Genomic DNA, 24,954 nt, shown 5'->3' with positions numbered 1-24,954 from the left:
GTCGCGCTGCCGGTACCGGGCCGCGTCGGACGGTCAGAATCGTGAGGACGCCACAACAATCGGCAGGCCCGCCCCTATCGGGACACGCTCCGTCGGCCCGGCACCGACAACGCGCCATCCCTGGCCAACGGCCGACAATGTGTGATCGGGACACTTTGGTCAGGCGAGTCATGAGTCAGACCCCGGACCCGGGACAGCACCCACCCATCCTTCCGCCCGTCACCGCACCCCACCCAGAAACACCGAGCATGCTCAGTCCCAACTCCTGGAACATCCCGGATCTGACTCCGGCCGATCGTTATGCGGCGCACAGGCAAACATCTTCGTTCATGTTGCTTCACGACCGGTGCAGCTCCTCCACGACTGTCTGCACCACGGGGCAGCGCATCAACGTGCCGGTGATCGGGTCCGATCCGCAGTTGGCCGAGCAGCGGCACCGCCCGCTGTGGGCACTCGAAGCGTCCGCAGACCCGATAGCCCATCCCGATGGGGGTGGCGGCAGCGGTGCGGCCGAGGTCGAGGGGCCGTCAATGGCACCGCATGCTGGAAAGTGCGGCTGCTTTCGCACCAGCAGGCCCGGTCCTGAAGCGGGAAGCTCCGGGGCCGGCCCTTGCGGACCGGGTCGGCACCCTCGCGTCGCAGTGCGGTGACCAGCTTGCCGAACTGCCGCAGGCTCAGCCCGGTGAGTAGCGCTATCCAGGAGGGCTCCGACACCGCAATCACACCAACCACGGCAAGATCATCTAACCTCTGACCAGCAGTTACGAGACAACGCTTAAGAGATCCCGTGGCTCTTCAAGACACTCCGCACCGTGTTGCGTGAGTGTCCTGAGAGCTCGGCAATGGCCACCTCGGAGAAGCCCCCCTTCTTCGCTTCCAGGATCAGGCGATCCCGTTCCTGGCACATGCGCCGGTACTCCGTGAGCTTCGCACGGATCACCGCTTCGGCCGCGGGTTTCGGCGCCGGTGCGATCCAGGTTGGGGACCCCGGCACGCACGTATGTGACATGTTGCGCCTATCCGGTTCCATGCGCGGCAGCGTAGAACCGTCGACGGCGAACCGCAGGTCAACACGCTGTGCAGAAATGCGCAGAATGCTCGAAATTGCACAGTCTCATTGGTCTGCTCGGGTGAATATCGTGTTCCTGCCAGGGCTGGGAGTTGAAGGCGCAGCCGCCCCCTGGGACACCTTGACTGCTCCGCCACTGGCGGACCCGCCCAGGGAACTCATCCCGCGGCGCCATCCGAGTAAGGAACGCACAGTGTTCGACGCGCGCGTCTTCGCCGCTGTAGACATCGGGACGTATGCGATCGGCGGAGGCTGGACCACGTCCTCACCAGACAACGAGTCTCCCGAAACGCGAAAGATCCACTTCTTCAACAACTGGGAATCGCAGCCGGGCCCCACCGTGAAGAACCTCTCGGCGCTCCTCCTGGACGCCAGCGGCGAGATGATCGCGTGGGGCTACGATGCCCGGCGCATGTGGCTCACCCAGGGCGTGGCCCTGCGCACCGTAGGAGCCAAGTACTGCCACGGCTTCAAGATGGATCTCGGCGCTCTGGAGGAGGGCGCAAGCCCGGTCGACGACACCTCCGAACCCGAACGCACCGATAACGCCTGCGGCGTGAGCTCCCGTGACCTTTTGACCGCGAACCTGCTCACGATGCTGCTGCGCCAGGTCGTGCAGACGATGCTTCAACAGATCATCGCCAGCGGCTACGACGAGGACGACGTCCGCTGGGTGCTGACGGTGCCCGCCTGCTTCACCGACTACCAGAAGGCCATTTACCGTGATGTGATCAAGAACGCCGGGCTGCCTGGCGAAGACGGTCGGGTCCTTCTCTCTCTGGAACCCGAAGCCGCCGCCCACTACGCCCGCGTATCCGGAGCACGCCAAGGCCACGCCGGCTCCACGCTGATGGCCCCGGGCGCTCGCTTCATGGTCGTTGACTGCGGGGGCGGCACGGTCGACATCACCGCCTACCAGAACGACCAGGACGGCAAGATGATCGAGATCGGGCGATCCCTGGGCGACCGCCTCGGCTCGGACTTCCTCAACCGCCGAGTCGAGAGCGAATACCTTCTAGACGGCTTCGGCAAGGACGTCATGGAAGACATCCGCGAGGCGTGCCCCGATGCCCTGCTGCACATGATCGACCAGTGGGAACGCGCCAAGGTCGCGGTGAGACTCGACCAAGAGGAGAACATCAACCTCCTCATCCCCACCGGGATCGACCGGAAGTTGGGGGCGGCGGGCCGACGCCGGCTGGCCCGCCGCCAGAACAAGGTCGACGACGCCATCGTCCTCACCCCTGCGCAACTGCACGCGCTCTTCGACACCGTCGTACCGGGCACCCTCGGCCTCATCGAGACGCAGCTCAACCAGATGGAATCCGCTCAGAGCGACCCCGACGCCCCTAACATGATTGTCCTTGCCGGCGGCTTCAGCAACTCGCCGTACCTCCAGCAGGCCATCAGGGAGCGCTTCGCGACCCGTGCCACCATCGTCGTGCCCCCGAACCCCGACATCGCCGTCCTGGCCGGCGCTGTTCACTTCTGCTACGACCCGCAGACCCGCGCCCGCCGCAGCCGGTTCACCTACGGCATCGACACCGCGATGCCCTTTGAAGAGGGCATCGACCCTGAATCGACCCGGCTGAGCACACCGGACGGGGACAAGTGCGTGGACAGGTTCAACGTCTTCGCCACAGCCGGACAGTCAGTGCCGACGGACGCCGAGGTCTGCCACGTGATCTTCCCCTTGTTCGACCACCAGAAGAGGATCACGTTCGGCGTCTTCGCCACCCGGGACACCGAGCCCCGATACGTCACCGACGACGGCTGCGACCAGATGGCAGAGGTCACCATCGACCTCGGCCCGGTCATGCGCTTCGACCGGAAAGAGCGCGGAGTACGCACCTTCATGAAGTTCGGCGAGACCGAGATCAAAGTCCGCTCCGAACTGGTGCAAGGAGGCGGCGAAGCCGCTACACAGGTCCGCTTCCATTCCAACTACTGATCCGAGACCCATGATCTTCCTTGAGCCCGGGCAATCCCCGCGGCAGACTGCCAGCTGGCCGACAGAGGTCGACACGGACATGTGCATCCCCCCGGCCCCCGTACCAAGCACCAAAGAAGCCCTGGAGACCGCCCTTCAGCAGATCGACGCGCTGGAGTTCGAGGTGCGACGCGGGGCCACCGAGCATCAACGCATGTGGGCGCACATCAGCCGCCTCGAACGGCAGCTCGGCACTCTCCTTGCCGCCCAACTCGATCGACGCGACGATCTCGCGGGGACACAGCACTGCGAGCACCAGGAGCTCTCTCGCCAGACCCGGACACTGATTGAGCAGCAGTTCCAGAACTTTGCCCGCCAGTACAGCGACAGAACCGACCTCGACACGGACCGGCCCCGCCGGGAGCGTACCGCGCACCTCATGTCCATGCTCATCCGACAGCTCCTGGACAAAAGGCCAGCGTCCAGCTGGTCCATCCAGCAGTCCCTTCGTCTAGGGGAAGACCCCGGCATCGAGGCCGTGATCAACCGGCTGCGGACCGACTGTGTCACCCTGACGGAGCGCATCAGCAAGGTCGGACTCGCACATGAATGGGGCTACGCCCACGCCGTAGGAGCGCCCCTGGACTCTGGCAGACAAGAAGCCTGGGCGTCGTGCGACCCGGATGCGCCGATCTCCTTCCTCGTAGCGCCGGCGTACCTCGTCAACGGGCGCATCTACAGCCGCCAGCTCGTCTATACCGTCTGACGGACAGGGGCCCATGGGCGTGGGCTCCGACCCGTCCTGTCCCCGGCGGCGGACGACACGCCGACGACCGCCAGGCCCACCGCTTAGTCTGCCGAGTCAGGAATCCTGTCCAGGTGGGCAGAGTTGCCTCGTGGCACGTATGGGGCGGCCGCCGGCCGAGCTAACGCTGTTGGATTAGGAACGGACTGCACTGGAGGGGTGGGTGTGACGCCGTTACACGCCGCAGGCATGCGCCTTGCGGTGCCGGATCACCCTGGAGTGCTCAACCGCTGCTTCAAACAATGCCGTGACGCCCATGCATGGCCCCAAAGGGGCCGTTCCAGACTGCGGCAGCTGCCAACCGCCGCGCGTAGAGCCCCCGCCGGCACCTGCCCGGCGGGGGCCTCAGTGACCGTCACGTGTCACGTTGCTGTCACCAACACTGTCGACGCGCCTGGACCACGACGGCCCCACCTGCATGGACAACAGCGATATGGACCACGTAGACGCCAGAAGATGGTTCTGACTACCTGTGGGCACGTTTAGCTCCCTTGTTGCCGCAACACCCCGAGCGGCGGCACTGGTACACAGAACGGCGCCGGATACCCGACCGGACTGCCTGGCGGGCATCCTCTACGTGCTGCGTCCCGGAGTGGCCTGGCGTGACGTGCCACGTCAGGTGGTGGGCTGCTCCGGCGTCACGGCCTGGCGTCGCCTGCGGGACTGGACCGAAGCCGACATCTGGCCCCAGCTGCATGCCGCCCTGCTGGAGATGGACAACTGCGCCGTCAACGGCTCATAGGTCCGCGCCCTCAAAGGGGGCTTCACACAGGACCGTCGCCGGTCGACCAAGGCCGTCCCGGCAGCAAGCACCACCTGATCGTCGTCCAGCACGGCACTCCGCTCGCGGTGTCGCTGACCGGCAGAAACCGACACGATGTCACCCAGCCCATCCCCCTCCTCGACGCCATTCCCCGCATCTGCGGCCGCCGAGGGCGCCCCCGTCACCAGCCCAAGCGGCTGTTCGCCGCCCGCGGCTACGACTTCGACAAGTTCCGGCGATTGCTTCGTAGCCGAGGGATCACCCCGAAGATCGCCCGCATAGGTGTGCCGCACGGCTCAGGCATGGGCAAGACCCGCTGAGTGGTAGAGCGGAGTTTCGCCTGCAGTGAACGGTCCGGGTGGACGAACCGTCAGCCGATCAAGTTCCACTGGCCCTGGCCAGCGGGACTACGGCCTCGCCCATTCATCCCGACGGTCACTTCGGAGGATCCACACCGAGCCTCGAGCACGCCAGCAGTGCGCTCCCAAGCTACGCCGGCAGTAGCTCAGCCCGCGCCGCTAGCGATCTGCCCATCGGCCTCCAAACCATACTTGCGCAAGCGATCGCCTTCATCGTGACGCCCTAGTTCCTTCAATAGATCCACCATCTCGGCGATAGCAAACGGTTCTCCCGCCAGGATTGCCTTCCTGTACCAGGAAACTGCCTCCTCGCCGTTGGCTTGCCGCGCAGTGAGGAATGCCGTGAGATGGAGCGCCGATGTGTGGCCCTTTTGAGCGAGTTGCTTCGCGCGCGACACTGCCTCGTCAACCCGCCCAAGCTGTTCGAAAAGCCCTGCCATGCGCCAGAGGGCGAAGGCATGTCCTTGCTCAGCCAAGGAGCCCAGCCAACGCAGCGCCTCGTCCTCGCGCCCCGACGCGACCAGCAGCTCGGCGGCCGTGTGGAGCACTGCCATGTCCACACGCCTCTCGGGATCCAGGCACCAGCGCAGCGCATCGTCAGAACGCTCTGCCTCCATGAGGATTCCGAGATATGCGGCCGAGGCGAATGACCGGCCGGCCGTCGCGAATGGCTCCAACCACGTCGCAGCTTGCTCGAGTCCTTCACATTTCACGGCCAGTTCAGCTCCGACACCGAAGGCCATGTCATGGCCAGCGTCTGCCGCACGCTTGAAGGACGCGAGCGCCTCGACCGAACGACCGGCCTGAGCAAGTGTATTGGCCTTGACCATCAGGTCGATGGCCCCCCCTTGAGCCAGCTGGTTCAGCCAGGCAAGGGCCCTATCAGCACCATCGGTGTCCCACACCATTCCTACGGACTGCCGGATCGCGAGTGCGTCTCCAGAAAGCGCTGCTCGCCGGTAGAACTCAAGCGCCTCTGCTGGGCGGCCGTTCTGCTGAAGCTGCTCAGCGGCTTCGCGGGCGGCAGCGGCATCACCGCGGTCGGCGAGTCCGCCGAGCCAGGAGATGGTCTCATCCGTACTGCGTGAGTCCGCTGTCAGCTCGACGACCCAGGAGAGCGCGAGCTCATCATTGGCTTCGGCCAGTCGTGTCAGCTGGTTGACTACTTCATCCTTCTGGCCGAAAGCCTCCGACAGCTCGACCAGGTTCGCATAGGCGTCCTCGTCCCTGGACTCGACTGCGCGCTGATACCAGCGCAAGGCTTCCTGGTGCTGCTCGGCTCGTTCCATCAGATCGCCCGCGAGCCAAGCAGTGCCTTCGATGCCCGCGGCTTCGGCACGCAGATGGAGCTGGAACGAGTGTCGAAAGAGACCGCGGTTTCGGGCTTCCCAGGCCAGCCCGACAAGATCATTCGTCTCTGCATGTTCGGGAATCGCACTCCAGAGTGAAGCCGAAGCAGGCCCGGTCGCCCGACTCGACCGTCCATGGTGATCGAGGTAGTCGGCAAGACGAAAATGGGGTTCCGCGTGAACTGCCTGACCGGGACGGGGGCGCACCAGACTGAGAGGACTGGTCGCACCACGGCAGGGCTGCTGAAGCACGGAGAGGGTTTGGTCGAACCAACCCTCCCTCAGAGCGGACCATTCGTGATCGGTGAGATAGCCGACGGCAGCCAGTTCCAGCAGCGTACGAGGCAGTGCTCCACTGCATCCGATCCGGCGGGCATCCATTGCTGCATGGATCACAGCCTGCGCAGGGGCAGGGGCAGTCGTATAGCGCTCCACGAGAGCGAAAGCGGCAGAGAGGTACTGGACAATCCTCCCGTCGCCGACTCGGCGAAGTGCCTCTGCCAACCGCCGGTCCTCGTGTGCTGCTCTGCGCGCTTCCAGCAGAGCTTGCTCATCGAACGAGCGGGGAACGAGGACACTGTGGCCGGCAAGCAGCAAGCGGGCTTCTCGGTGCCCATCCGGTGCGCCCGAAGCCGGCGGCAGGGTAAGCCTTTCCCAGTGCTCCGGCCAGGCTGTTCCCAAGACCACGACCGGGCCCCGGGTGGGATCCTTGAGTAGCTCCCTCAGTGCCGCGGCCGCCTGCTCGCCCAGCTGAGGCGACGCCAGGTAGGGCTCGATTTCGTCGAGCCAGACCACCGTCCTCGGCCCGACGGACAGCACGCCATTTAGGAGTGCCTCCGCTGGGCTTGGAGCAATCGGATACCAGAGTCGCCAGTCGCCAGGCAGCGCTTGGATGGCCTCCCAGCATGCTCGTGTCTTACCCGTGGAGGATTCGCCAACGAGTACGACTAGAGCGCTCTGTTCGTCGATGGCCCGTGCGACAAGCTGGCCCACCCGCATGTCGTGTTCCCGGCTGATGTAGGCCGGCAGCGGGGACAGCCGGTCACCGGGATCCCTTGCTTCGACCTCAATGACACGGTGTACCTCCAGAGCGAATGGATCGGTGAAGTCCCGGATCGGGGAGCCCACCACGGTATGAGTGTGCTGCATGGCGGGCTCCAGGCCCTCTGCGCAGAACACCTCTGCCGTGGCCCGCCCGAAGAACCGGGCAACCAAGGCACGCCGCGGGAAGAGCAGGTCAGAAAGCTGCTGACGGCCCCAAAGTTCGATGTCGAGTGGGTGATACTCCGTACGCAGTTGATGAAGCCGATCCTCCACCGCGGTGTCGCCAGTATAGGCAGTGGTGACCAGCACGAAGCGAGAGGCGTCAAAGGGGCGGGTTCCTTCGGCATACATCCGAACCGCATCTGAGAGGGCATCGGCGGTGAAACTCTGCCAACGCTTAGCCTGATAGACGGTCAGACTGCCATCGTCAAAGTAACCCACGACATCGATGCCGTGCTGCTTCTGCCCGTTCCTGCCGTACAGCCTGGACCGGACCGCACCCTCAACTTCACGGGCCAGCGCCACGATCAGATGCTCGAGACTCACCCAGGACAGCTGCTCTACCTGAAGGAGAAGCGGGGCTGTCACCATAAGCGGCGGAGGAAGATCTGGAGGTGGACCCACAAGCCTGTGACCTGCGTCGATCTCTTCCCAGAATTCTTTCACGTCCACTCTCTCCCCCCACACACAAAGTGCACCCAGTACCCCTGTCTCGCTTCGCCCGACGCTCCCGATGGTCGCATCACGCACGGCGGCAGGTGCCGCACGTGATCCCGAAAAGGGACCCTACTGCCCGGTGTGGCATCCTGCCCTGGCTGGTGGGTCGAAGGGTTGCCCTGTATCCCCCACACACCTTCACCAATTCCGCGGTTGCCAGCACTGCCTGCCTGTGCCCTCGCGGCGACGAACAGATCCTGCACCGCGGGTTTCTCGTAAACTCCCTAGTAGGGCTTGGTCAGGTTCAGTCGTCGGTGGAGTGTCCTGATGATCGGTTGTTCCGTTGATCGGATGTGACGCCTGAGGAACTGGCTGCGGTCCGATGTGATCTGGAGGACTTCACGGAGGAGGTGTTCGAGCCGTTCGCGCGGGCGGATCAGCGCCGGTGGGGCGGGGTGTATCTGCGCGGGCTGTTGCTGGACGGGCAGCGCAAGTCGGTCGAGCCGATGGCAGCCCGGCTCGGCGGGGATGGTAACCGGCAGGCCCTCGCGCACTTCATCACGACCAGCCCGTGGAACCCGGCACACGTACAGGCCCGGCTCGCGTGGAAGATGGAACAGGCCATCAGGCCAACCGCGTTGATCATCGATGACACGGGCTTCCTCAAGGACGGTGACGCCTCGGCGTGTGTGTCGCGGCAGTACACCGGCACCGCGAGGAAGGTCACCAACTGCCAGGTCGGCGTGTCGCTTCACCTGGCCTCCGATCACGCCTCGGCCGCCGTTGACTGGCGTCTGGTCCTCCCGGAGACCTGGGACCCGGCTTCCCCGAAGGCCGACCCGGTCAAGGTGGCCCGCCGCTCGCAGTGCGGCATCCCCGCCGGCGTCGGTCATGTCGAGAAGTGGCAGCTGGCCCTGGACATGATCGACGAGACACGGTCCTGGGGCATCGACGTGCCCCTGGCCGTCGCCGACGGCGGATACGGGGACAGCGCTGACTTCCGTCTCGGCCTCGAGGAACGCGGACTGCACTACGTCGTAGGCATCTCCACCACGGTGACCGCACACCCTGGTGACGCGGTGCTGGCTGTCCCGCCCTACAGCGGAACCGGCCGCCCGCCGACGGCGAAGTACCCCGGCCGGGCCGGGAGCGTGAAACAGCTGGTCACCGAGGCCGGACGGTACGCGGCCAGGTCGGTGCAATGGCGTGAGGGATCCCGTCCCGGCACCGGCCGCAGCGGCCTGAAGCGTATGTACGGGCGGTTCGTCGCCCTGCGGATCCGCCCCGCCGGACGAAAGGTCCGCCAGGCATCCCGCGGTGCGGAACTGCCCGCGTGCTGGCTGCTGGCCGAATGGCCCGCCACCGAGCCCGAACCAGCCCAGTTCTGGCTCTCGAACCTGCCCGCCGACACACCGCTGACCACGCTGGTGCGGTACGCGAAGCTCCGCTGGCGGATCGAGCACGACTACCGCGAGATGAAACAGGCCCTGGGACTCGCGCACTTCGAAGGCCGGACCTGGAACGGGTGGCACCACCACGTCACCCTCGTCTCCGCTGCCCACGCCTTCTGCACCCTCCAGCGCCTGGCCCGAGCCCCAAAAGAAACAGCGCCGGCCTGAGCCTCTACCGGATCGTCCGCGAACTGCAGACCCTCCTTGCCGCCTGGACCGGCGCCTGCCCCACCTGTCACCGCGACATACCCACACCCACACCAACCTGACCAAGCCCTACTAGGCACCGGAGCAATCTGCACCCCCACTGGCCAGCTTCCGCGCCCCGCGATAGCGAAGGCCATGGGCGACTACGTCACCGCCACCGCGCCGATGTGGGGCACGGGTACCGCCGACTATCGACCAGCGCGGCTTCACCGACTGCGGCACCCTGGTCGCGTTCTCCAAGGCACTGTCCCTCGACGGGATCGAGTACACCGAGGCCAAGCTCAATGGCCTCCCCGAACGCGAACTGCCGGCGCGTTTCGGCCACACCCGCGCGGACGACCCGAACCCGCCTTCGGTGCCGAAGCCCGAACATCGCATCCTCGTCGTTGCCGAGAAGTACCAGACCGGCTTCGACCAGCCACTGCCGACGACCATGTACGTGGACAAGATCCTGGTGAAGCTGGCCGCGGTGCAGAATCTTTCCCGGCCCAACCGCACCCACCGGCTCAAGACCACTGAGGACCTGTTCATCCTCGACTTCGCCAACCGGCCCGAGGACATCGAGCAGGCTTTCCAGCAGTACTACGAGGCGTCGGTCAGCGAGCCCACCGACCCCAATCTGCTGTTCGACCGTGAACGTGAGGTGATGGCCTACCAGCTCCTGGTGGAAGCTGAGATGGACACCTTCGTCACCGCATACTTCGCTGCCTTCCAGGGCGGCTCGGCCACCGACATGGCCATCATGAAGGCCCATGCCCGCCTTTATGGCTATTTGCAGCCCGCCCTGGACTAGCTTCAATGCGCTCAGCGCCACCGAACCGGACACCGCCGCCGAATTCCGCCCCGCCCTGGACTCCTACACCAAGGCGTACGGCTGGCTCTCCCACGTCATCGGATTCGAGAACCTCGAACTGGAACGGCTCTATCAGTACGGACGTTTCCTGCTGCGCCGCCTGCCCACGCCCGCCCGGAGCGCCGTCGCCGACATAGGGACGGCCGCTCCGAATCACATGCGCATCGCTCAGACGGGCACCCCGGAGCTGCGCCTGGAGGCAGTGGGCGCGCAGGTACTGCCTGGCCTGGTACCCGAGGCGGCCGTCGCGGTAGCCGAGGCGGAGGAGATGTCGCTGGCCGAGGTGATCCAGTCCGTCAACGACGAGGACGGGACCGGGCTGTCCACCACCGACCAGATCCTGCTCGGCCAGCTCGTTGTCGCCGTCAGCGAGGACCCCGAACTCCGGGCCATCGCCCTGCACCAGGACCAGGACGTCTTCGGCGGGGAACTGGAGAAGGACCTCGACCGGATCGTCATCGACCAGGCGGCGTCCAACGACGCATTGAGGGTCCGCTACTTCGACGACGCCGACGTCAACCGCCTGTTCAAGCAGGTCGCGACGCAGCAGGCGTACAGCTCATCCGGCGGCCGGTCCGACGTGAAGCCGAGCGCCGGGCCACCGAACAGCGGGCCGCCGAGATCAAGTCGTCCGGAAGCCGTCGGGCGGAACCGCCGACCGCATAGCCTGTGCTCTGCAGCACGTCAGGCAAGAGGCCGAACGGGATGGTCACGCTCCAACCACGCAGAGAGGGACCTCGCATGGTGCAGAGCGGCACGCCGAGCTTCGACGCTGGCGTACCGGCCCGCGTGATCGCGGGCCGGTACCGGCTGCACACGCCCATCGGCGCGGGCGGCATAGGCGAGGTCTGGCAGGCGTACGACGAGCAACTGGACCGCCGGGTCGCGGTCAAGATGATGCTGGCCGAGAGCCCAGTCCCGCCCGGGTTCCAAGGTGCGGCCTTCCAAGAGACCCTGCAGACCCGCCGCGCCCGATTCCTGCGCGAGATCCAGATCACCGCCGGCATTGAACACCTGGGTGTGCCGGCCGTCTACGACACCGGCACCGACGAGCCCAGCGGACGGCTGTTCGTCATCATGCAGCTCCTGCAGGGACGCGAACTACAGACCTTCATCGACGAGACCGACTACGAAAGCGAGACGGTCCCCGCCTCCTGGGCCGCGGCCGTCGGCGCACAGATCGCCTCTGTCCTTAGCGTCCCGGCCCTCTGAGCGGAACGAGCCAGCGCGAACCGTGTGTGCTGCAGCCAGCCGATCGGCTACGGTCGGGCGATCGGCACCGTGAGGTACCTGGCCAGCACCGCGTGGCTGTCCGGAGTGAACGTGTGCCGACCGATGAATTCACGGAGTTCGTGGTGCGTGAGCCAGCCGCACCAAGTCACCTCCCCCGGGTCGAGGCGCATGCGCTGGACTACTTCGTTGCCGATGACAGCCTCGTGCACACCCATCCAATGCGGGCTGAGACCACTCCGGTTGAGGAAGGCACCGACGAAACGAACCGGCACGTCCATGCCCGTCTCCTCGGCCAGTTCTCGAGACGCAGCGCTCTGATACGACTCGCCGACGGTTACCGCACCGCCGAACATCAGCTCGTACTGGCCCGGGAAGCGAGCCAAGTTCAGGGCCCACCGATGGACCAGGATGCGCCCTCGGCTATCACAGCACACGGTCGCAGCGATCCGGTGCAGCCACCCGTTTCGGATTGCGTCACTACGGTCCACCACCTCCACGTATTGACCATACTCGTCAACGCGTTCCACCAGTTCACTCATGAATCGCATTGTGTCGGACGCCCCTGACAGCCGCCTGCCTGCAGCGGTGCCCAGGAGGGGCACGTATCCCTCGTGCGGACGGATGAGCGGGTGCGATCGCAAATCAGCCCCCGAAAGCGTCACAGGCACACGGACCGCACGAGACACCGACCGCATTGTGCGCGCCAGCGCAGCCGATCTCACAACGAAGCCGCACCGGAGCGCTTCGGTGCGGCTTCGTCTCTCACAGCTCCGCGGCAGAGGCCCGTCAGGATGGTCCCGACAGGGCTTCGCTGTATTCCCCCGTAGTCACACAGCTATCACGAAACGGGCGGACTCTCCCGTACCGGGAGGTCCTGACCTGCGATTTCTCCCCCACACTGGACTGGCCTAGACGCCCTTGGACGGTCCTTACAACCTGTGCCATGTAGTACCGCAGGAAAGATCCCTCTGCTGGCATCACATACCAAGATCCGGACCTGCTGGAGAGCTCTGTCCTACCTGCGCCAATCACTCAACGTGCCTGCGGTGCCGTCTCAGAGCGACTGGCTTCCCTCTTCGCCGTTGCCCCGCAGCATGGCCAATTCTGGGGGGAATCTGGGGAGTATGGACGGTACTGGGGAGCGCGCGGGGAGAACCGACTACATAACGCGGCACGAACCTGAAAGGCGCCGAAACAAGCATCAGCGCAGGTCAGCGCCGCGAGGTGGAAAACTTCATGACGAACGTAACCCGCTGGGACGAGCACCCCGACGAACCACCGTGTCCGTTCGGACAGGCTTGATCATGGTCGGTTGCGTCCCGATCACTCTTATCGCCGGACGCTGCACGCCGGCACGGCCAGCTACCTGGCCCGCCACAATCAGGCCACATATCCCACAAACTCCGACTCGCCCAGCCATCACCTTCGCGGGGTCTCTCACCCTGGCTGCCGCGCTCACGACAGCAGTCAGGGAGGTCTCCACCTGATGGGGCTCAATTCCTGGGACACCGGAGTTTCTCAGCGCACCGGCCTCAGTACCCTAGGCCCATCACGCTGAGTAGTTCACCATTAACCTGATGCCCCGTCAGCAAAGTCAGCATTGGGTCAGCATCAGTACCGCCACAGACCGCCACCGACCGCCAGAGCCCGCCAAGATCAATTACTCCCTTCATTGCAGCTGACCTGCGGAAATGCAGGTCAGTGACCTAACCCTCCGTTACTGAAGGAGCCCGCTGTGAAAATGCTCATCAACGTTCCCGAGTCCGTCGTCCCCGACGCCCTGCGGGGTATGGCCGCTGCTCATCCCGAGCTCAGTGTCGACGTCGAGCGGCGCATCGTCGTGCGGCGGGACGCGCCCGTGGCCGGGAAGGTGGCGCTTCTGTCGGGAGGTGGGTCCGGGCATGAGCCGTTGCACGGGGGGTTCGTGGGGGTCGGGATGCTGGATGCCGCGTGTCCCGGGGAGGTGTTCACCTCGCCGGTGCCCGATCAGATGGTGCGGGCCGCCGCTGCCGTGGACAGCGGCAAGGGCGTGTTGTTCATCGTGAAAAATTACACGGGTGACGTCCTCAACTTCAACATGGCCGCCGAGCTGGCCGAGGACGAGGGCATTCAGGTGGCGAGCGTGCTCGTCAACGACGACGTCGCCGTCCAGGACAGCCTGTACACCGCCGGGCGGCGCGGTACCGGCGCCACGCTCTTCGTGGAGAAGATCGCCGGTGCGGCCGCCGAGGAGGGGGCGCCGCTGGAGCGGGTGGAGGCGATCGCGCGGCGGGTGAACGAGGCGTCGCGCAGCTTCGGGGTGGCCCTGGCCTCGTGCACCACTCCCGCCAAGGGCGGGCCGACCTTCGACCTGCCCGCCGGGGAGCTGGAGCTCGGCGTGGGGATCCACGGCGAGCCGGGGCGGGAGCGGCGCGCGATGATGACGTCGGGCGAGATCGCGGACTTCGCCGTGGACGCCGTACTGGCCGACCTGCAGCCGACCGGCCCGGTGCTGGCCCTGGTGAACGGGGCCGGAGCGACGCCGCTGCTGGAGCTGTACGGCTTCACCGCCGAGGTGCACCGCGTGCTGCGCGAGCGCGACGTGCCGGTGGCGCGGACCCTCGTCGGCAACTACGTCACCTCGCTCGACATGGCCGGCGCGTCGGTTTCGCTCTGCCAGGTGGACGAGGAGCTGCTGCGGCTGTGGGACGCGCCCGTGCAGACGCCCGGGCTGCGCTGGGGGCGCTGACCCGCCGGCTGCCCGCCGCCTCAGCTCCGCGTCACCGATCCCAGCCACAGCGTGTCCCTCGCCCTCGTCATCGCGACGAAGAGCTGGCTGCGGTGGAGTTCGCGGCGCTCGCGGGCGACGCCGTCGTCGGTGCCGTCACCCGCCCCGGCCGCGGCCGGGGCGTCGTGGTCGGGCAGGTGCACGTGTTTGAACTCCAGCCCCTTGGCCCGGTGGTAGCTGCCCAGCTTCACGCCGGGCACCGGGCGGCCGTCGTACTGCTCCAGGGTGATCGCGGGTATGCCGGCCCGGGTGAGCAGCCGCCGGTAGCGTTCCCGCTCGGTTCCGGTGCGGCAGAGCACCGCCGAGTCGGGCCAGGCCTCGGGGCCGAGGGCGTGCAGGGCGGCGAGGAGTGCCTCGTCGTGTTCGGCCCGGGTCGCCGCGGTGCACCGGGTGACCCGGCCGTCTCCGTAGGCGAGGTCGACGTCGCGGCGCCCGGCCGTGGGGGTGCCGTCGATGTCGTCGAAGGAGTCGTCGGCGACGACGGCGAGGGCGGCGTCCAGGATCTCTTTGGCGTTGCGGTAGTTCTTGCGCAGCACCTGCCCGCGGTCGCCGCGCACGTCGATGCCCGCGTCGGAGAGGCGGAACCCGCCCGGGTAGACGGCCTGCTGCCCGTCCCCGACGAGGAGCAGGCCGTTGCCCGCGTCACCGACGAGCGCGTGCAGGAGGCGTACGCCGACGAGGGTGAGGTCCTGCACCTCGTCGACGATGACCGAGGTGTACGGGGTGGCGCCGGGGTGCGCGAGGGCTTCGTCGAGGGCGAGGGCGAGGATGTCGTTGAAGTCGTGCACGCCCTTGCCGGTGCGGTTGCGCTCGTACTCCTCGTACAGCGCCCACACGGCCTCGCGGTGGGCCCGGCGCAGGTTGGTGCGGCGGCGTACGCGCCGCAGCGTCGCGTACTGCTCGAAGGCCGTGATCCCCCGGCCCTTGACGACGTAGTCGATCTCCTCCTGCCAGTACCGGGGTACCGGGTCGAGGGTTTCGAGGACCGTGCCGCGGCCGTGGCTCTGCCAGGCCCGGCTGAAGGCGTCCACGGCCTTGTCGGGGTCGAGCCGGCCGGCGACGCCCCTGTCGCGGAGGAACTGCCCGGCCCACGCGTGCAGGCTGCTGAAGTCGACCCGGTCGGCGACGGCCGGGGCCATCGTCCTGAGGAACGTGCTCTGCACGCGGGGCAGGTTGTTGGCGAAGGTCACGTAGAGGACCCGGCCGGTCGTGCGCTGGGCGACGTACGCGGCGCGGTGCAGGGCGACGACGGTCTTGCCGGTGCCCGCCGGGCCGCTGACGCGCGCGGGGCCGGACCAGTTGCGGCGTACGAGGGCCAGCTGGTCGGGGTGGAGGAACGTCATCCACTGTTCGATCGGGGCGCTGCGGGCGGCTTCCACGGCCGCGTTCCGTATCCCCTCCACGTCGAAGAGCGCATCGTCGAAGGGCGCGTTCTCGGGCCCGGCCGCGGAGGGCGCCGCCGACGCTGCGGGCCCGGTGCGCGGCGAGGTGTCCTCGTAGTCGCGGAACACCTGCTCCAGGTGGTCGGCGACGGCCTTCACCTCGGAGGGGCGCAGTCGCAGCCGTTCGGCGACGAGCGCCGGTGTCACGTCCCGCTCCCCCAGCAGCCGTACGGTGCCGAGCCGGGCGTTCACGGACCGGCCGGCGAAGACCATCAGCGGCTGGACGGCCACGGGTGACAGGTTCCGCGCGGAGACGGCGTTCTCCGCCAGCCGGGTCACTTTGAGCAGCTTCTCGACCTCACGGTCGTACGTGCGCCCACCGGCCGTCAGGTGGCCGTCGGCCGCCTCGGGGGCGTGTCGCCAGTTCTTGACGTCGATGACGAAGACGCCCCCGGGGCCGACGAGCAGCATGTCGACGTTGGCCGAGCGGGTGCCGGGCCAGCGCCGGTCGAGCAGCAGGCGCCAGCCGCGCCGGGTGAGGACCTGCAGCTTCGCGGCGACCTTGCGTTCGCCCTCGCTCGCGGCTTCCCAGTTACGGACTTCCCACTGGGCCGCCCTGAGTTGTTCGCGCAGCTCGCGCTCGTACCGCCGGGCCTCCTGCGCCCGCTTCCACGCCGATCCCCCCGCGCCCATGAATGCTCCGCCCCTCCCTGACCGCCCCGGACGTAAAGTAATGATCGTATAACGCACCGGAGTGGCCGCGGAGGGCTCTTGCTTGACGCGGAGGGGCCTCTTGCACGGCGTGTTACTTGACGTTGACCGCCGCCCACGCCGCGGCGACCGTCGCGTACTCGCTGCTGCTCGTGCCGTAGAGATCGGCTGCGGCGCGCAGGGTCGCGCCGCGGGCCGCCGCGTAGTCGGTGTTCGAGGTCATGTGGGCGGTGAGCGCGCGGTACCAGATCTTCTCGGCGGCCGCCCGGCCGATGCCCTCCACGGGCTTGCCGTCGTGGGTGGGGCTGTCGTAGGGGACGCCGTTGATGACCTTGGGGCCGCTGCCCTCGGCGAGGAGGTAGAAGAAGTGGTGGGCGGGGCCGCTGGAGTAGTGGACGTCGATGCCGCCGATGCCCGGGTACCAGTAGTCCTTGGACCGGCCGTCCTTGGAAGGGTGGTCCATCCGGCCGCTCACGGTGTTCCCGGTGATGTCGGTGCGCTCGCCGATCAGGTAGTCGCCCGGGTCCCTCGGGTTGTTCGCGAAGAACTCGGCCGCCGCGGCGAAGATGGTGCTGGTCGCCTCGTTGAGGCCGCCGGACTCGCCGCTGTAGGTCAGGTTGGCGGTCGCCTCCGTGACGCCGTGGGTCATCTCGTGCGCGCCGGTCTCGATGGTGATGACGGTCCGTCCGTTCCCGGCGCCGTCGCCGTACGTCATGCAGCGGCTGCCGGAGTCCCAGAAGGCGTTGGCGTAGTCGTTTCCGTAGTGGACGCGGCTGCAGGTGCCGCGGCCGTCGCCGTAGACGCCCTTGCGGCCGTGCGTGCGCAGGTAGTAGTCCCAGACGACGGCCTGGACGTAGTGGGCGTCGACGCCGTCGGACTGCCGGCCGCCCTCGCACCAGACGTTGTCGGCGTCGGTGAACAGTGTGCCGCTGCCGGTGGTCGCGCCCTTCATGTCGTACGTCTTGTGGTTGCCGCGCTCGGGGTCGTTGAGCTCGTACAGACCCGTGGTGGTGTTGCGGGTGGTGTCGAGCGTGACGTTGCCGTAGCTGCCGCAACCGGTGCCGGTGGCCGGCTCACCGGCGGCGCGGGCGCTCGCGGGGCCGGTCTGCAGGCCGGTCAGGAGGAGGACGGCGGCGGCCGGGAGAGCCAGAGCGGGAGCGAGGGGCTTTCTGCGGGGCATGGCGGCACCTTCTTCGGGCTGCGGCGGTGAGGGGCTGTGCCTGCGGGGGAACCGTGGGGCAGGAAAGAGCGTGCCACCGCACGCCGCCTCTTGTCAGGATCCCGACAACGAATGTCAGTTGTGCGATCCGTGCGCCCCGCGCGGCCCGTGCGGAGCATGCGGTGCGTGCGGCCCGTGCGGTGCGTGCCGGAGGTAGGCCAGGACGGCGCTGACGCGCCGGTGCAGTTGCGGTATCTCGGCGAGGCCCAGCTTGGCGAAGGTGGAGTTGACGTGCTTCTCGATGGTCGACTCCGACAGCCGCAGGGACTCGGCGATCGCCCGGTTGGTCTTGCCCTCCGCCATGTGCCGCAGGACGTCGAGCTCCCTGCGGGTGAGCCGTGACAGCGGCGCGTCGGCGGTGCGGGCATGGCTGCCCATCAGCACCTCCACGATGCGCGGGTCGACCACGGAGCGCCCGGCGGCCACCTCGCGCAGGGCGCGCAGCAGTTCGTCGACCTCGCCGATGCGCTCCTTGAGGAGGTAGGCGAGGCCGTCGGTGCCGCAGCGGAACAGGTCGAAGGCGTAGTTCTCGTTGGCGTGCTGGGAGAGCACGACGACGCCGATGCCGGGGTGGCCCGCGCGGATGGCGTGCGCGGCGGTGATGCCCTCGGTGTGGTGGCCGGGCGGCATGCGGATGTCGGCGATGACGACGTCGGGGCGGAATCGCTCGACGGCGTCGAGGAGCTCGACGGCCGTGCCGACCGCGGCGACGACGTCGGCCTGTCCGGTGTCCTCCAGCAGCCGCCGGGTGCCTTCGCGCACCAGGTAGTGGTCCTCGGCGATGACGACGCGCAGGGGGTCAGGCACGGGTCTCCTCCCTCACTCGCTCCACGAGCCGCGCCCGGATGACGGTGCCCGTACCGGTGCCGCTGGTGATCGTGAGCTCGCCGCCCACGGCCTCGATGCGGTCGCGCATGCCGGTGAGCCCGGATCCGCGGGTGGTCTCGGTGGGGAATCCGGCGCCGTCGTCGCGGACCTCCACCAGGAGCCTGCCGCCGCTGCGGGCCATGCGGATGGTGACGTGGGTGGCTCCGGCGTGCTTGAGCACGTTGGTGAGCGCCTCGGAGACCAGGTAGAAGGCGGATTCCTCGATGTCGAGGGCGAAGCGCACCCCGCCCAGCGACTCCTCGCTGTGGACGGTGACGGGCAGCGGCATCCGGCGGGCGCAGGAGGTCACGGCGGCCACGAGGCCCTGGTCGGTGAGGATCGGCGGGTGGATGCCGTGGGCGAGTTCGCGCAGCCCGTCGATGACGCGGTAGGCGTCGTCCTGGACCTCGGTCAGGGCCGCGTCGATGTCGCCGCCGCGGTGCAGGCGGTTGCGGGCGAGGGCCAGTTTGGCGACGAGGGCGACGAGTTCCTGCTGGATGCCGTCGTGGAGCCGGCGTTCGATGCGGCGGCGCTCGGTGTCCTGGGCGTGGACGATACGGGCGCGGGAGGCGTCGAGCTCGGCGGCCTGGCGCTGCACCTCCTCGACACGGGCGCACAGCTCGGCGGCCAGGCGCATGTTGTGCACGGCCAGGGCGGCGGAGCGGGCCAGGGTCTCGCCGATGTCATGGTCCTCGGGGGTGCAGCGGCCTTCGGCCTTGGGGCCGTATTCGATGAGGCCCAGGACGTCCTCGCCGTACAGGAGGGGGAATTCCCCGAGGGGCGCGGTGCCGGGGGGCCGTTCCCCGGCCCGGGCGGCGGACACGGGCAGTCCGTCGCCGCCGAGCCGGACGGCGACCCACTGCAGGTTCAGACCCTCGCGCAGGCCGGTGGCGAGCTGCGGTGCGAGCCGGTCGAGGTCGTAGGCGTGCTCCAAGGTGGTGCCGAACTGGACGAGGAGCTCGAACCGGCTGAGGCGCTTGCCGAAGACGCGGCGCTCGGCGAGGGCGTTGAGGCGGGCGCGCAGCGGCTGGAAGAGGGCCGTGGCCACGACGGCGACGAGCAGGGACAGGCCGACGGGGAAGTACTGGCCCGCGGTGAGCCCGAGGGTCAGGGCCATGCCGAGGTACCAGCTGTTGATGATGAGCCACAGGGACCCGTAGACGGCCGAGCGGCGGATCACGAGGTCGACGCCGAGGAGGCGGTGGCGGAAGGCGGCGTAGACGATGACGAGGGACACGGACACGTAGGGCAGAGCGCCGAGGACCGCGCCGACGAAGTAGAGCACGCCCTGCTCGCCCTGCCAGGAGCGGAAGAGCCGGGAGGCGGCCCGGACCAGTAGGAGGGCCGCGCCGGGCGCGGCGAAGGGCAGGAGAGCGGCGACGTCCGGGCGGCCCACGGCGTGGGCGCGCAGGCAGCGGACGACGAGGAGGACGGCGCCGAGGCCCGGCATCCAGGCCTCGGGGTAGTAGAAGACGACGTAGTGGACGGAGAGCTGCGACATCCCGGTCAGCGGCAGCAGGAGGGGCAGGGCCAGCAGGCCCCACAGGGCGCGCAGGATCCGGCGCTCGTAGGGGAAGAGGACGGCGCCGTCCGGCAGCAGGGCGAGCAGCCGGACGAGGAGGATGCTGACGATCAGGTCACAGGTCTGGCTGAGGACCTGGAGGCCGTAGTCCGCGGGCAGGAGGAGGGCGTAGGGACGCGGGCGGAGGTTCCAGCCGAAGGCCCGGATCAGAAGTGTGGTGCTGTAACGGATCGCAATGGTCGCCGAAAGCCAGGTACCGATCAGCAAGAGGCGCCTTGCGACCGGACTTGACGGTGCGTGCCACCAAATGAACAAGCCGGCGAAATAGCACGGGAGAACGGAACCCAGGATCCACGGCAGCGTATACCTGTTCTGCAGCTGGGTCGTCCCGACGAGCGTTGCCCAGAGCATGCACAATCCGCCGCAGACGGCGATGACGCGCATACCCCCGCTTCTGGCTGCTGCCACGAAGGACATTATCGTGGGCCGTCTCGACGGCAGTCCAGAGAAGAAATCCCCCGACGTGCATGGCGGTTAACCTCCATGCGCTTTGGCGGGCCCCCGGGTGCCCCGGAAAGGCGGCGCCCGGCACACTCGGGGCATCGCATCAGGGAAGTCGCGGTACGGGGGAGACCGGACCCGGGACGGCGCGCCCCCTCCGGGGCGCCCGGGCCCGGTCTGCCGGTCCGCCACCGGCCTTTCGGGTTCTTCGGGTTCCTCGAGTTCTTCGAGAACGGATGGCTGCCATGAGTCGTTCCTCCGGTTCCGGGTCCGGTCCAGAAGTGATCATCTGGGACACCACCTACGCCTGCCCCCTGCGCTGCTCGCACTGCTACTCGGAGTCGGGCCGCCGCCCGTCCCGGCAGCTGAGCCCGCCGGACATGCTGCGGGTCGCCGACGCCCTCGTCTCGCTCGGGCCGCGCGTCGTCGCCCTGTCCGGCGGCGAACCGCTCATCGTCCGGGGCCTCTTCGAGGTGACGGCGAGGCTGCGCGACGCAGGCGTGAAGATGTCCGTCAACACCAGCGGCTGGCTGATGAACAGGGCGCTCGCCGGACGCCTCGCCGACCACTTCGACGAGGTCATCGTCAGCCTCGACGGAGCGACACCCGAGGTCCACGACCGCATCCGGGGCCGGGCCGGCTCCTTCGACCGGGTCATGGCCGCGCTGGCGCTGCTGGACGAGGTGGCGCAGGAGCGCCTGGCGGCGGGGCGCGAACGGCTGGTCTTCGGCATCGACTGCGTGGTGATCCGCAGCAATTTCGGTCAGCTGGAGGACTTCGCCGCCGACATCGCCCACCGGTTCCCCCGGCTGCGCACCCTCGCCTTCAATTCGGCCGTCCCCGAAGGGCTCGCCAGCCGCCGGGAATTCTGCCGCCGCGAACTCCTCGACGACGCCCAGGTGGCCCGCCTGACCAGCGCGGAACAGCTGGCCCGGCTGCGCGAGCTCGCCCCCGCTTCGGTGTCGGTCTTCACCACGGACAACTTCAACCTCGTCATGAACCCCGAGCGGGTGGCGCGCCGCGTCGACACCCCGGTGATGCAGGTGGAGCCGGACGGCAGGGTGCGCGGCATCCCGGTCTACGAGGGGACGGTCGGCAGCCTCCTCGAAGAGCCCGCGGCGCTGCTGTGGGAGCGCACACTGGACCGGCTGACGGATCCGTTCGTCGTGGAGACCCTCTCCTCGGTGCACTCCATGCAGACCTGGGCGGAGGCCGTCCGGCGGATGGACCTGCGCTTCGGGTCCCCGGAGGACCTGGCGAGGATCGGCCGGCGCTCGGTCCGCACGAATCCCCCGGAATTCACTGCCGTTGCGCAATGACCGGCGATATCCGGCAGTCTCGGGTACGAAATTACCGGACGGATTTCACCTCGAATCGCCCGCTTCGCCTCCGCGCCCGATGGAATTCCTCGCCGCTACCGAACGGAGGAGCCGCCGTGATGAAACTCAAGGACTACGACCGCTTCTACCGGGCGGACCCGGATTTCTTCGAATTCCCCGAGCGGCTCGACGACTCGGCGGAATGGCTGCCCGCCGCTCACCGCACACCGCCGAAGGGCTGGGAGCGTACGGAAGCGGGCTGGTGGGTGACCCTGCGGCCGCGCGCGGTGGAACCGCCCGCGCAGGGATGGCGGATCCACGTGTCCGTGACGCTCCCCCGCCTCCCGCGGGCGGCGGAGATCGTCCGGGGCTTCTGCCTGCGCCACGGCATGCCGTTCGACGTCGTCCGCAGCGTCCCCGCCGCCCGGGCGCTGGGCGACGAACACGCGGACCGCCTCACCGGCGCCGACCTGATGACGCTCCACCCCGCCGACGAGGCCACGCTCGCCGGTGCGCTCACCGAGCTCACCACCTTGCTGGAGACGCTCCCGGGCCCGTACGTCATGGGCGGTCTGCGCCACCGCTCCGGGCCCCTCTACGTCCGCTACGGCTCCTCCGGGGCCCGGCGATGTCCCGAGGCCGTCGGTGACGGCCGGGCCTACGGTCCCGGCGACGAGCCCCTCCTGGTCCCTGCGCTGCAGCGCCCCGACGGGAGCCTCGTCCCCGAGAACCGCCGCCCGGTCTTCCGCTGCCCGGACTGGGTCCCCCTGCCCGGGATCCTCGGCCCGGACCTGGCGGCCCTGCACACCGCCCCCGACGGCCCCTTCCCCTACCGGGTGCGGAAGGCCCTGAACATCACCAACGGCGGCGGCACCTACCTCGCGACGGACGGCGTCACCGGCGCCACGGTCGTCCTGCGCGAGGCACGGCCCCACGCCGGCCTGGACCTGCGCGGCGACGACGCCGTCACCCGCCTCACCCACGAGCGCGCCGTCCTCGCGCGGCTGGCCGGCCTGGACTGCGTACCCCGCGCCCTCGGCCACCATGTCCACGCCGGGCACCACTTCCTCGCCGTCGAGCACGTCGAGGGCCGCACGCTGGCCGAAGCCGCGGCCGCCGGATTCCCGCTGACCTCGGACGAGCGGGCCGCCGAAGAAGCACCCGGGTACGCCGCCTGGGCTCTGGACACCCTGGACGGGATCGGCGGAGCCCTGCGCGCCCTCCACGTCCGGGGCCTGCGCCTCGGGGAGCTCAACCCGAAGAACATCCTGCTCCGCGCCGACGGGCGCGTCGTTCTCGCCGACCTCGAGACCGCCACGGACCTGGGCGACGACAGGGCGCCGGCGCTGGGCGAGGAAGGGTTCACGGCGCCGCCCGGCCTGCGGGGCGCGGACGCGACGGCCTTCCTCCTCGACGCCCTGCGGCTGTGGCTCCTGCTGCCCGTCCCGTACCGCAGCCCGGCGACACTGCGCGTCCTCACCGCGGCCGTGGACGAGTTGTACCCGCTGCCCGCCGGGTTCGGGGCCGGGCTGCTGACCGGGCTCGTGACCGGGCTGCGGCCCGGCCCGCCGCCTCACTGCACCGGACCGGTACGCGGGCTCGACGCGGTCCCGGAGGACCACGCCGAGATGCTCGCCGCGGAGCGCCCCGACTGGCCGGCCGTCCGGGACTCCCTGGTCGCCGGCATCCACGCCATGGCCACGCCGGAGCGCGCGGACAGGCTCTTCCCGTGCACGCCGACCGGCCCGGACTCCCTGGGCGGCTACGCGTTCGACTACGGCGCGGCCGGGGTCCTCTACGCCCTGCACCGGGTGGGCGCACAGGTGCCGGCGGAGTACGTCGCGTGGCTCGTGGCCGCCGCCGAGCGCGACCCCGCCCCTCGGCCGGGCCTGTACGACGGACTCCACGGCGTCGCCCTGACCCTCGACCTGCTCGGCCACCGCGAACAGGCCCTCGAAGTCCTCGCCCGCTGCCGGCCGCTCGACGCCCGGGCGGTCCGCCCCGACCTGGCGGGCGGCAAGGCGGGCATCGCCCTGAACCTGCTGCGGTTCGCGCGGGTCACCGGGGACTCGGCGCTGCACGAGAGCGCGCTGCGTACCACCGAGGAGGCGGCCGGGATCGTCACGGCCGGTCCGCTCGCCGCCCGGCGCGGCGTTCCCCCGCCCTGCGGCCTCCTGCACGGTGCGGCGGGAATCGCCCTGCTCTTCCTGCATCTGTACGAGGAGACCGGGATGACGCGTCACCTCGATCTCGCCGACCGCGCGGTGGGGCTCGACGCCGACCGGTGCACCCTCCAGGCCGACGGCGCCCTCACCCTCTTCGACGGCACCCATCACCTGCCGTACCTGCACGGCGGGAGCAGCGGGCTCGCGTTCCCCCTGCAGGGCCTGCTCAGGCACCGGCCCGGGGGTGAGAGGGCGGCGACGCTCGCCGCCGTCCGGCACACGTGCCGGGCCCTGTACGTGCGCAACTCCGGGCTGCTGCGGGGACGGGCGGGCGCGATCGCCACGCTCGCGGCGCTGGACGGCCCTCTTCCCGGGAGCGCGGAGAGGGCCGGGAGCGGAGAGCGGGACAGGAGCGCAGCGAGGGCCGGGGCCGGGGACGAACCCGCGGTCCTCACCCAGATCCGCCGCCTGGCCTGGTACGCGCACTCCTACCGCGGGCACCTCGCGTTCCCGGGCTTCCGGATGCTGCGGCTTTCGGCGGACCTCGCCACCGGTTCGGCAGGCGTACTGCTCGCTCTGGGATCCGCGTTCGAGGGCAACGGCCCCGCCCTGCCGTACCTCGACCCGCGGCCGCCGACCCGACGAGCCGGAGAACGGAGGTGATTCGGATGTCGGAGATCCTGGACCTGCAGGAGCTGGAGGAGGAGCCCCCCTCCCAGTGGCCCTGCGCCAACAGCTCCCACAGCACCCTCGGCATGGGCTGACGATCCGTCACGCACGT

Annotated in this window: 15 protein-coding genes and 3 pseudogenes; 10 read left to right on the top strand and 8 right to left on the bottom strand. The window is 68.7% G+C overall.

All coding sequences use genetic code 11. The features are described from left to right. Positions 1-74: 74 nt before the first annotated feature. Together FGW37_RS34260 and FGW37_RS29590 are read right to left on the bottom strand one after the other, a co-directional pair. Positions 75-482 carry a hypothetical protein gene (locus FGW37_RS34260; protein WP_425506616.1) on the bottom strand — a complete coding sequence of 136 codons (408 nt, stop codon included), beginning with the start codon at positions 480-482 and terminating at the stop codon, positions 75-77. Positions 483-528: 46 nt separating this feature from the next. Continuing rightward, positions 529-732, bottom strand: a pseudogene (locus FGW37_RS29590) (IS5/IS1182 family transposase); the annotation flags it as partial. Positions 733-1,262: 530 nt separating this feature from the next. Between FGW37_RS29590 and FGW37_RS29585 the strand changes: the two are divergent. The 3 genes and pseudogenes from FGW37_RS29585 to FGW37_RS29575 all read left to right on the top strand — a co-directional run. Further along, on the top strand, positions 1,263-3,020 hold the full coding sequence (locus FGW37_RS29585; RefSeq protein WP_179083874.1) for an Hsp70 family protein: 1,758 nt from the start codon (positions 1,263-1,265) through the stop codon (positions 3,018-3,020). A 10-nt stretch (positions 3,021-3,030) separates the two neighbouring features. After that, positions 3,031-3,765 carry a hypothetical protein gene (locus FGW37_RS29580; protein WP_179083873.1) on the top strand — a complete coding sequence of 245 codons (735 nt, stop codon included), beginning with the start codon at positions 3,031-3,033 and terminating at the stop codon, positions 3,763-3,765. A gap of 509 nt (positions 3,766-4,274) precedes the next feature. Continuing rightward, positions 4,275-4,884: pseudogene (locus FGW37_RS29575) on the top strand (IS5 family transposase); the annotation flags it as partial. A gap of 188 nt (positions 4,885-5,072) precedes the next feature. Here FGW37_RS29575 and FGW37_RS29570 read toward each other — a convergent pair. Continuing rightward, on the bottom strand, positions 5,073-7,865 hold the full coding sequence (locus FGW37_RS29570; RefSeq protein WP_179083872.1) for a hypothetical protein: 2,793 nt from the start codon (positions 7,863-7,865) through the stop codon (positions 5,073-5,075). A gap of 464 nt (positions 7,866-8,329) precedes the next feature. Here FGW37_RS29570 and FGW37_RS29565 point away from each other — a divergent pair, with 464 nt between their 5' ends. The 4 genes from FGW37_RS29565 to FGW37_RS29555 all read left to right on the top strand — a co-directional run bounded on the left by FGW37_RS29565 (position 8,330) and on the right by FGW37_RS29555 (position 11,699). Further along, entirely contained in the window at positions 8,330-9,595 is a 1,266-nt protein-coding gene (locus tag FGW37_RS29565; RefSeq protein ID WP_179083871.1) for an IS701 family transposase, read from the top strand. 394 nt (positions 9,596-9,989) lie between these two features. After that, a complete protein-coding gene (locus FGW37_RS33545; RefSeq protein WP_246430627.1) occupies positions 9,990-10,427 on the top strand; it encodes a type I restriction enzyme subunit R domain-containing protein in 438 nt (145 codons plus the stop codon). Continuing rightward, positions 10,399-11,280, top strand: coding sequence for a hypothetical protein (locus tag FGW37_RS33540; RefSeq protein ID WP_246430626.1), 882 nt, complete (start codon positions 10,399-10,401; stop codon positions 11,278-11,280). Before FGW37_RS33545 ends, FGW37_RS33540 begins: the two co-directional genes overlap by 29 nt. Continuing rightward, positions 11,229-11,699, top strand: coding sequence for a protein kinase (locus FGW37_RS29555; protein ID WP_246430625.1), 471 nt, complete (start codon positions 11,229-11,231; stop codon positions 11,697-11,699). The genes FGW37_RS33540 and FGW37_RS29555 overlap by 52 nt, the downstream gene beginning before the upstream one ends. A 47-nt stretch (positions 11,700-11,746) precedes the next feature. Here FGW37_RS29555 and FGW37_RS29550 read toward each other — a convergent pair whose 3' ends face one another. Continuing rightward, positions 11,747-12,259, bottom strand: a complete 513-nt coding sequence (locus tag FGW37_RS29550) for an NUDIX domain-containing protein (RefSeq protein ID WP_179083870.1) — start codon at positions 12,257-12,259, stop codon at positions 11,747-11,749. A gap of 1,196 nt (positions 12,260-13,455) precedes the next feature. Here FGW37_RS29550 and dhaK point away from each other — a divergent pair. Further along, positions 13,456-14,448, top strand: coding sequence for a dihydroxyacetone kinase subunit DhaK (gene dhaK / locus FGW37_RS29545; RefSeq protein ID WP_179083869.1), 993 nt, complete (start codon positions 13,456-13,458; stop codon positions 14,446-14,448). Positions 14,449-14,468: 20 nt separating this feature from the next. Here dhaK and FGW37_RS29540 read toward each other — a convergent pair whose 3' ends face one another. The 4 genes and pseudogenes from FGW37_RS29540 to FGW37_RS29525 all read right to left on the bottom strand — a co-directional run bounded on the left by FGW37_RS29540 (position 14,469) and on the right by FGW37_RS29525 (position 20,455). Further along, on the bottom strand, positions 14,469-16,562 hold the full coding sequence (locus FGW37_RS29540) for a nuclease-related domain-containing DEAD/DEAH box helicase (protein ID WP_179083868.1): 2,094 nt from the start codon (positions 16,560-16,562) through the stop codon (positions 14,469-14,471). Positions 16,563-16,674: 112 nt separating this feature from the next. Further along, positions 16,675-17,646, bottom strand: a pseudogene (locus tag FGW37_RS29535) (M4 family metallopeptidase); the annotation flags it as partial. Between the two features lie 228 nt (positions 17,647-17,874). Further along, entirely contained in the window at positions 17,875-18,606 is a 732-nt protein-coding gene (locus FGW37_RS29530) for a response regulator (RefSeq protein ID WP_246430624.1), read from the bottom strand. After that, positions 18,599-20,455, bottom strand: a complete 1,857-nt coding sequence (locus tag FGW37_RS29525; protein ID WP_179083866.1) for a sensor histidine kinase — start codon at positions 20,453-20,455, stop codon at positions 18,599-18,601. Before FGW37_RS29525 ends, FGW37_RS29530 begins: the two co-directional genes overlap by 8 nt. A gap of 479 nt (positions 20,456-20,934) precedes the next feature. Between FGW37_RS29525 and FGW37_RS29520 the strand changes: the two genes are divergently transcribed. Further along, positions 20,935-22,008: a radical SAM protein gene (locus FGW37_RS29520; protein WP_179083865.1), complete on the top strand. Its 1,074-nt coding sequence runs from the start codon at positions 20,935-20,937 to the stop codon at positions 22,006-22,008. Between the two features lie 119 nt (positions 22,009-22,127). Beyond that, on the top strand, positions 22,128-24,836 hold the full coding sequence (gene lanKC, locus FGW37_RS29515) for a class III lanthionine synthetase LanKC (RefSeq protein ID WP_246430875.1): 2,709 nt from the start codon (positions 22,128-22,130) through the stop codon (positions 24,834-24,836). Positions 24,837-24,954: the final 118 nt, after the last annotated feature.

The organism is Streptomyces rectiverticillatus (genome assembly GCF_013394065.1).
Classification (GTDB): domain Bacteria; phylum Actinomycetota; class Actinomycetes; order Streptomycetales; family Streptomycetaceae; genus Streptomyces; species Streptomyces rectiverticillatus.
Note: the sequence above shows the minus strand (reverse complement) of the source record. Positions and strands in the feature narration are given on the sequence as shown.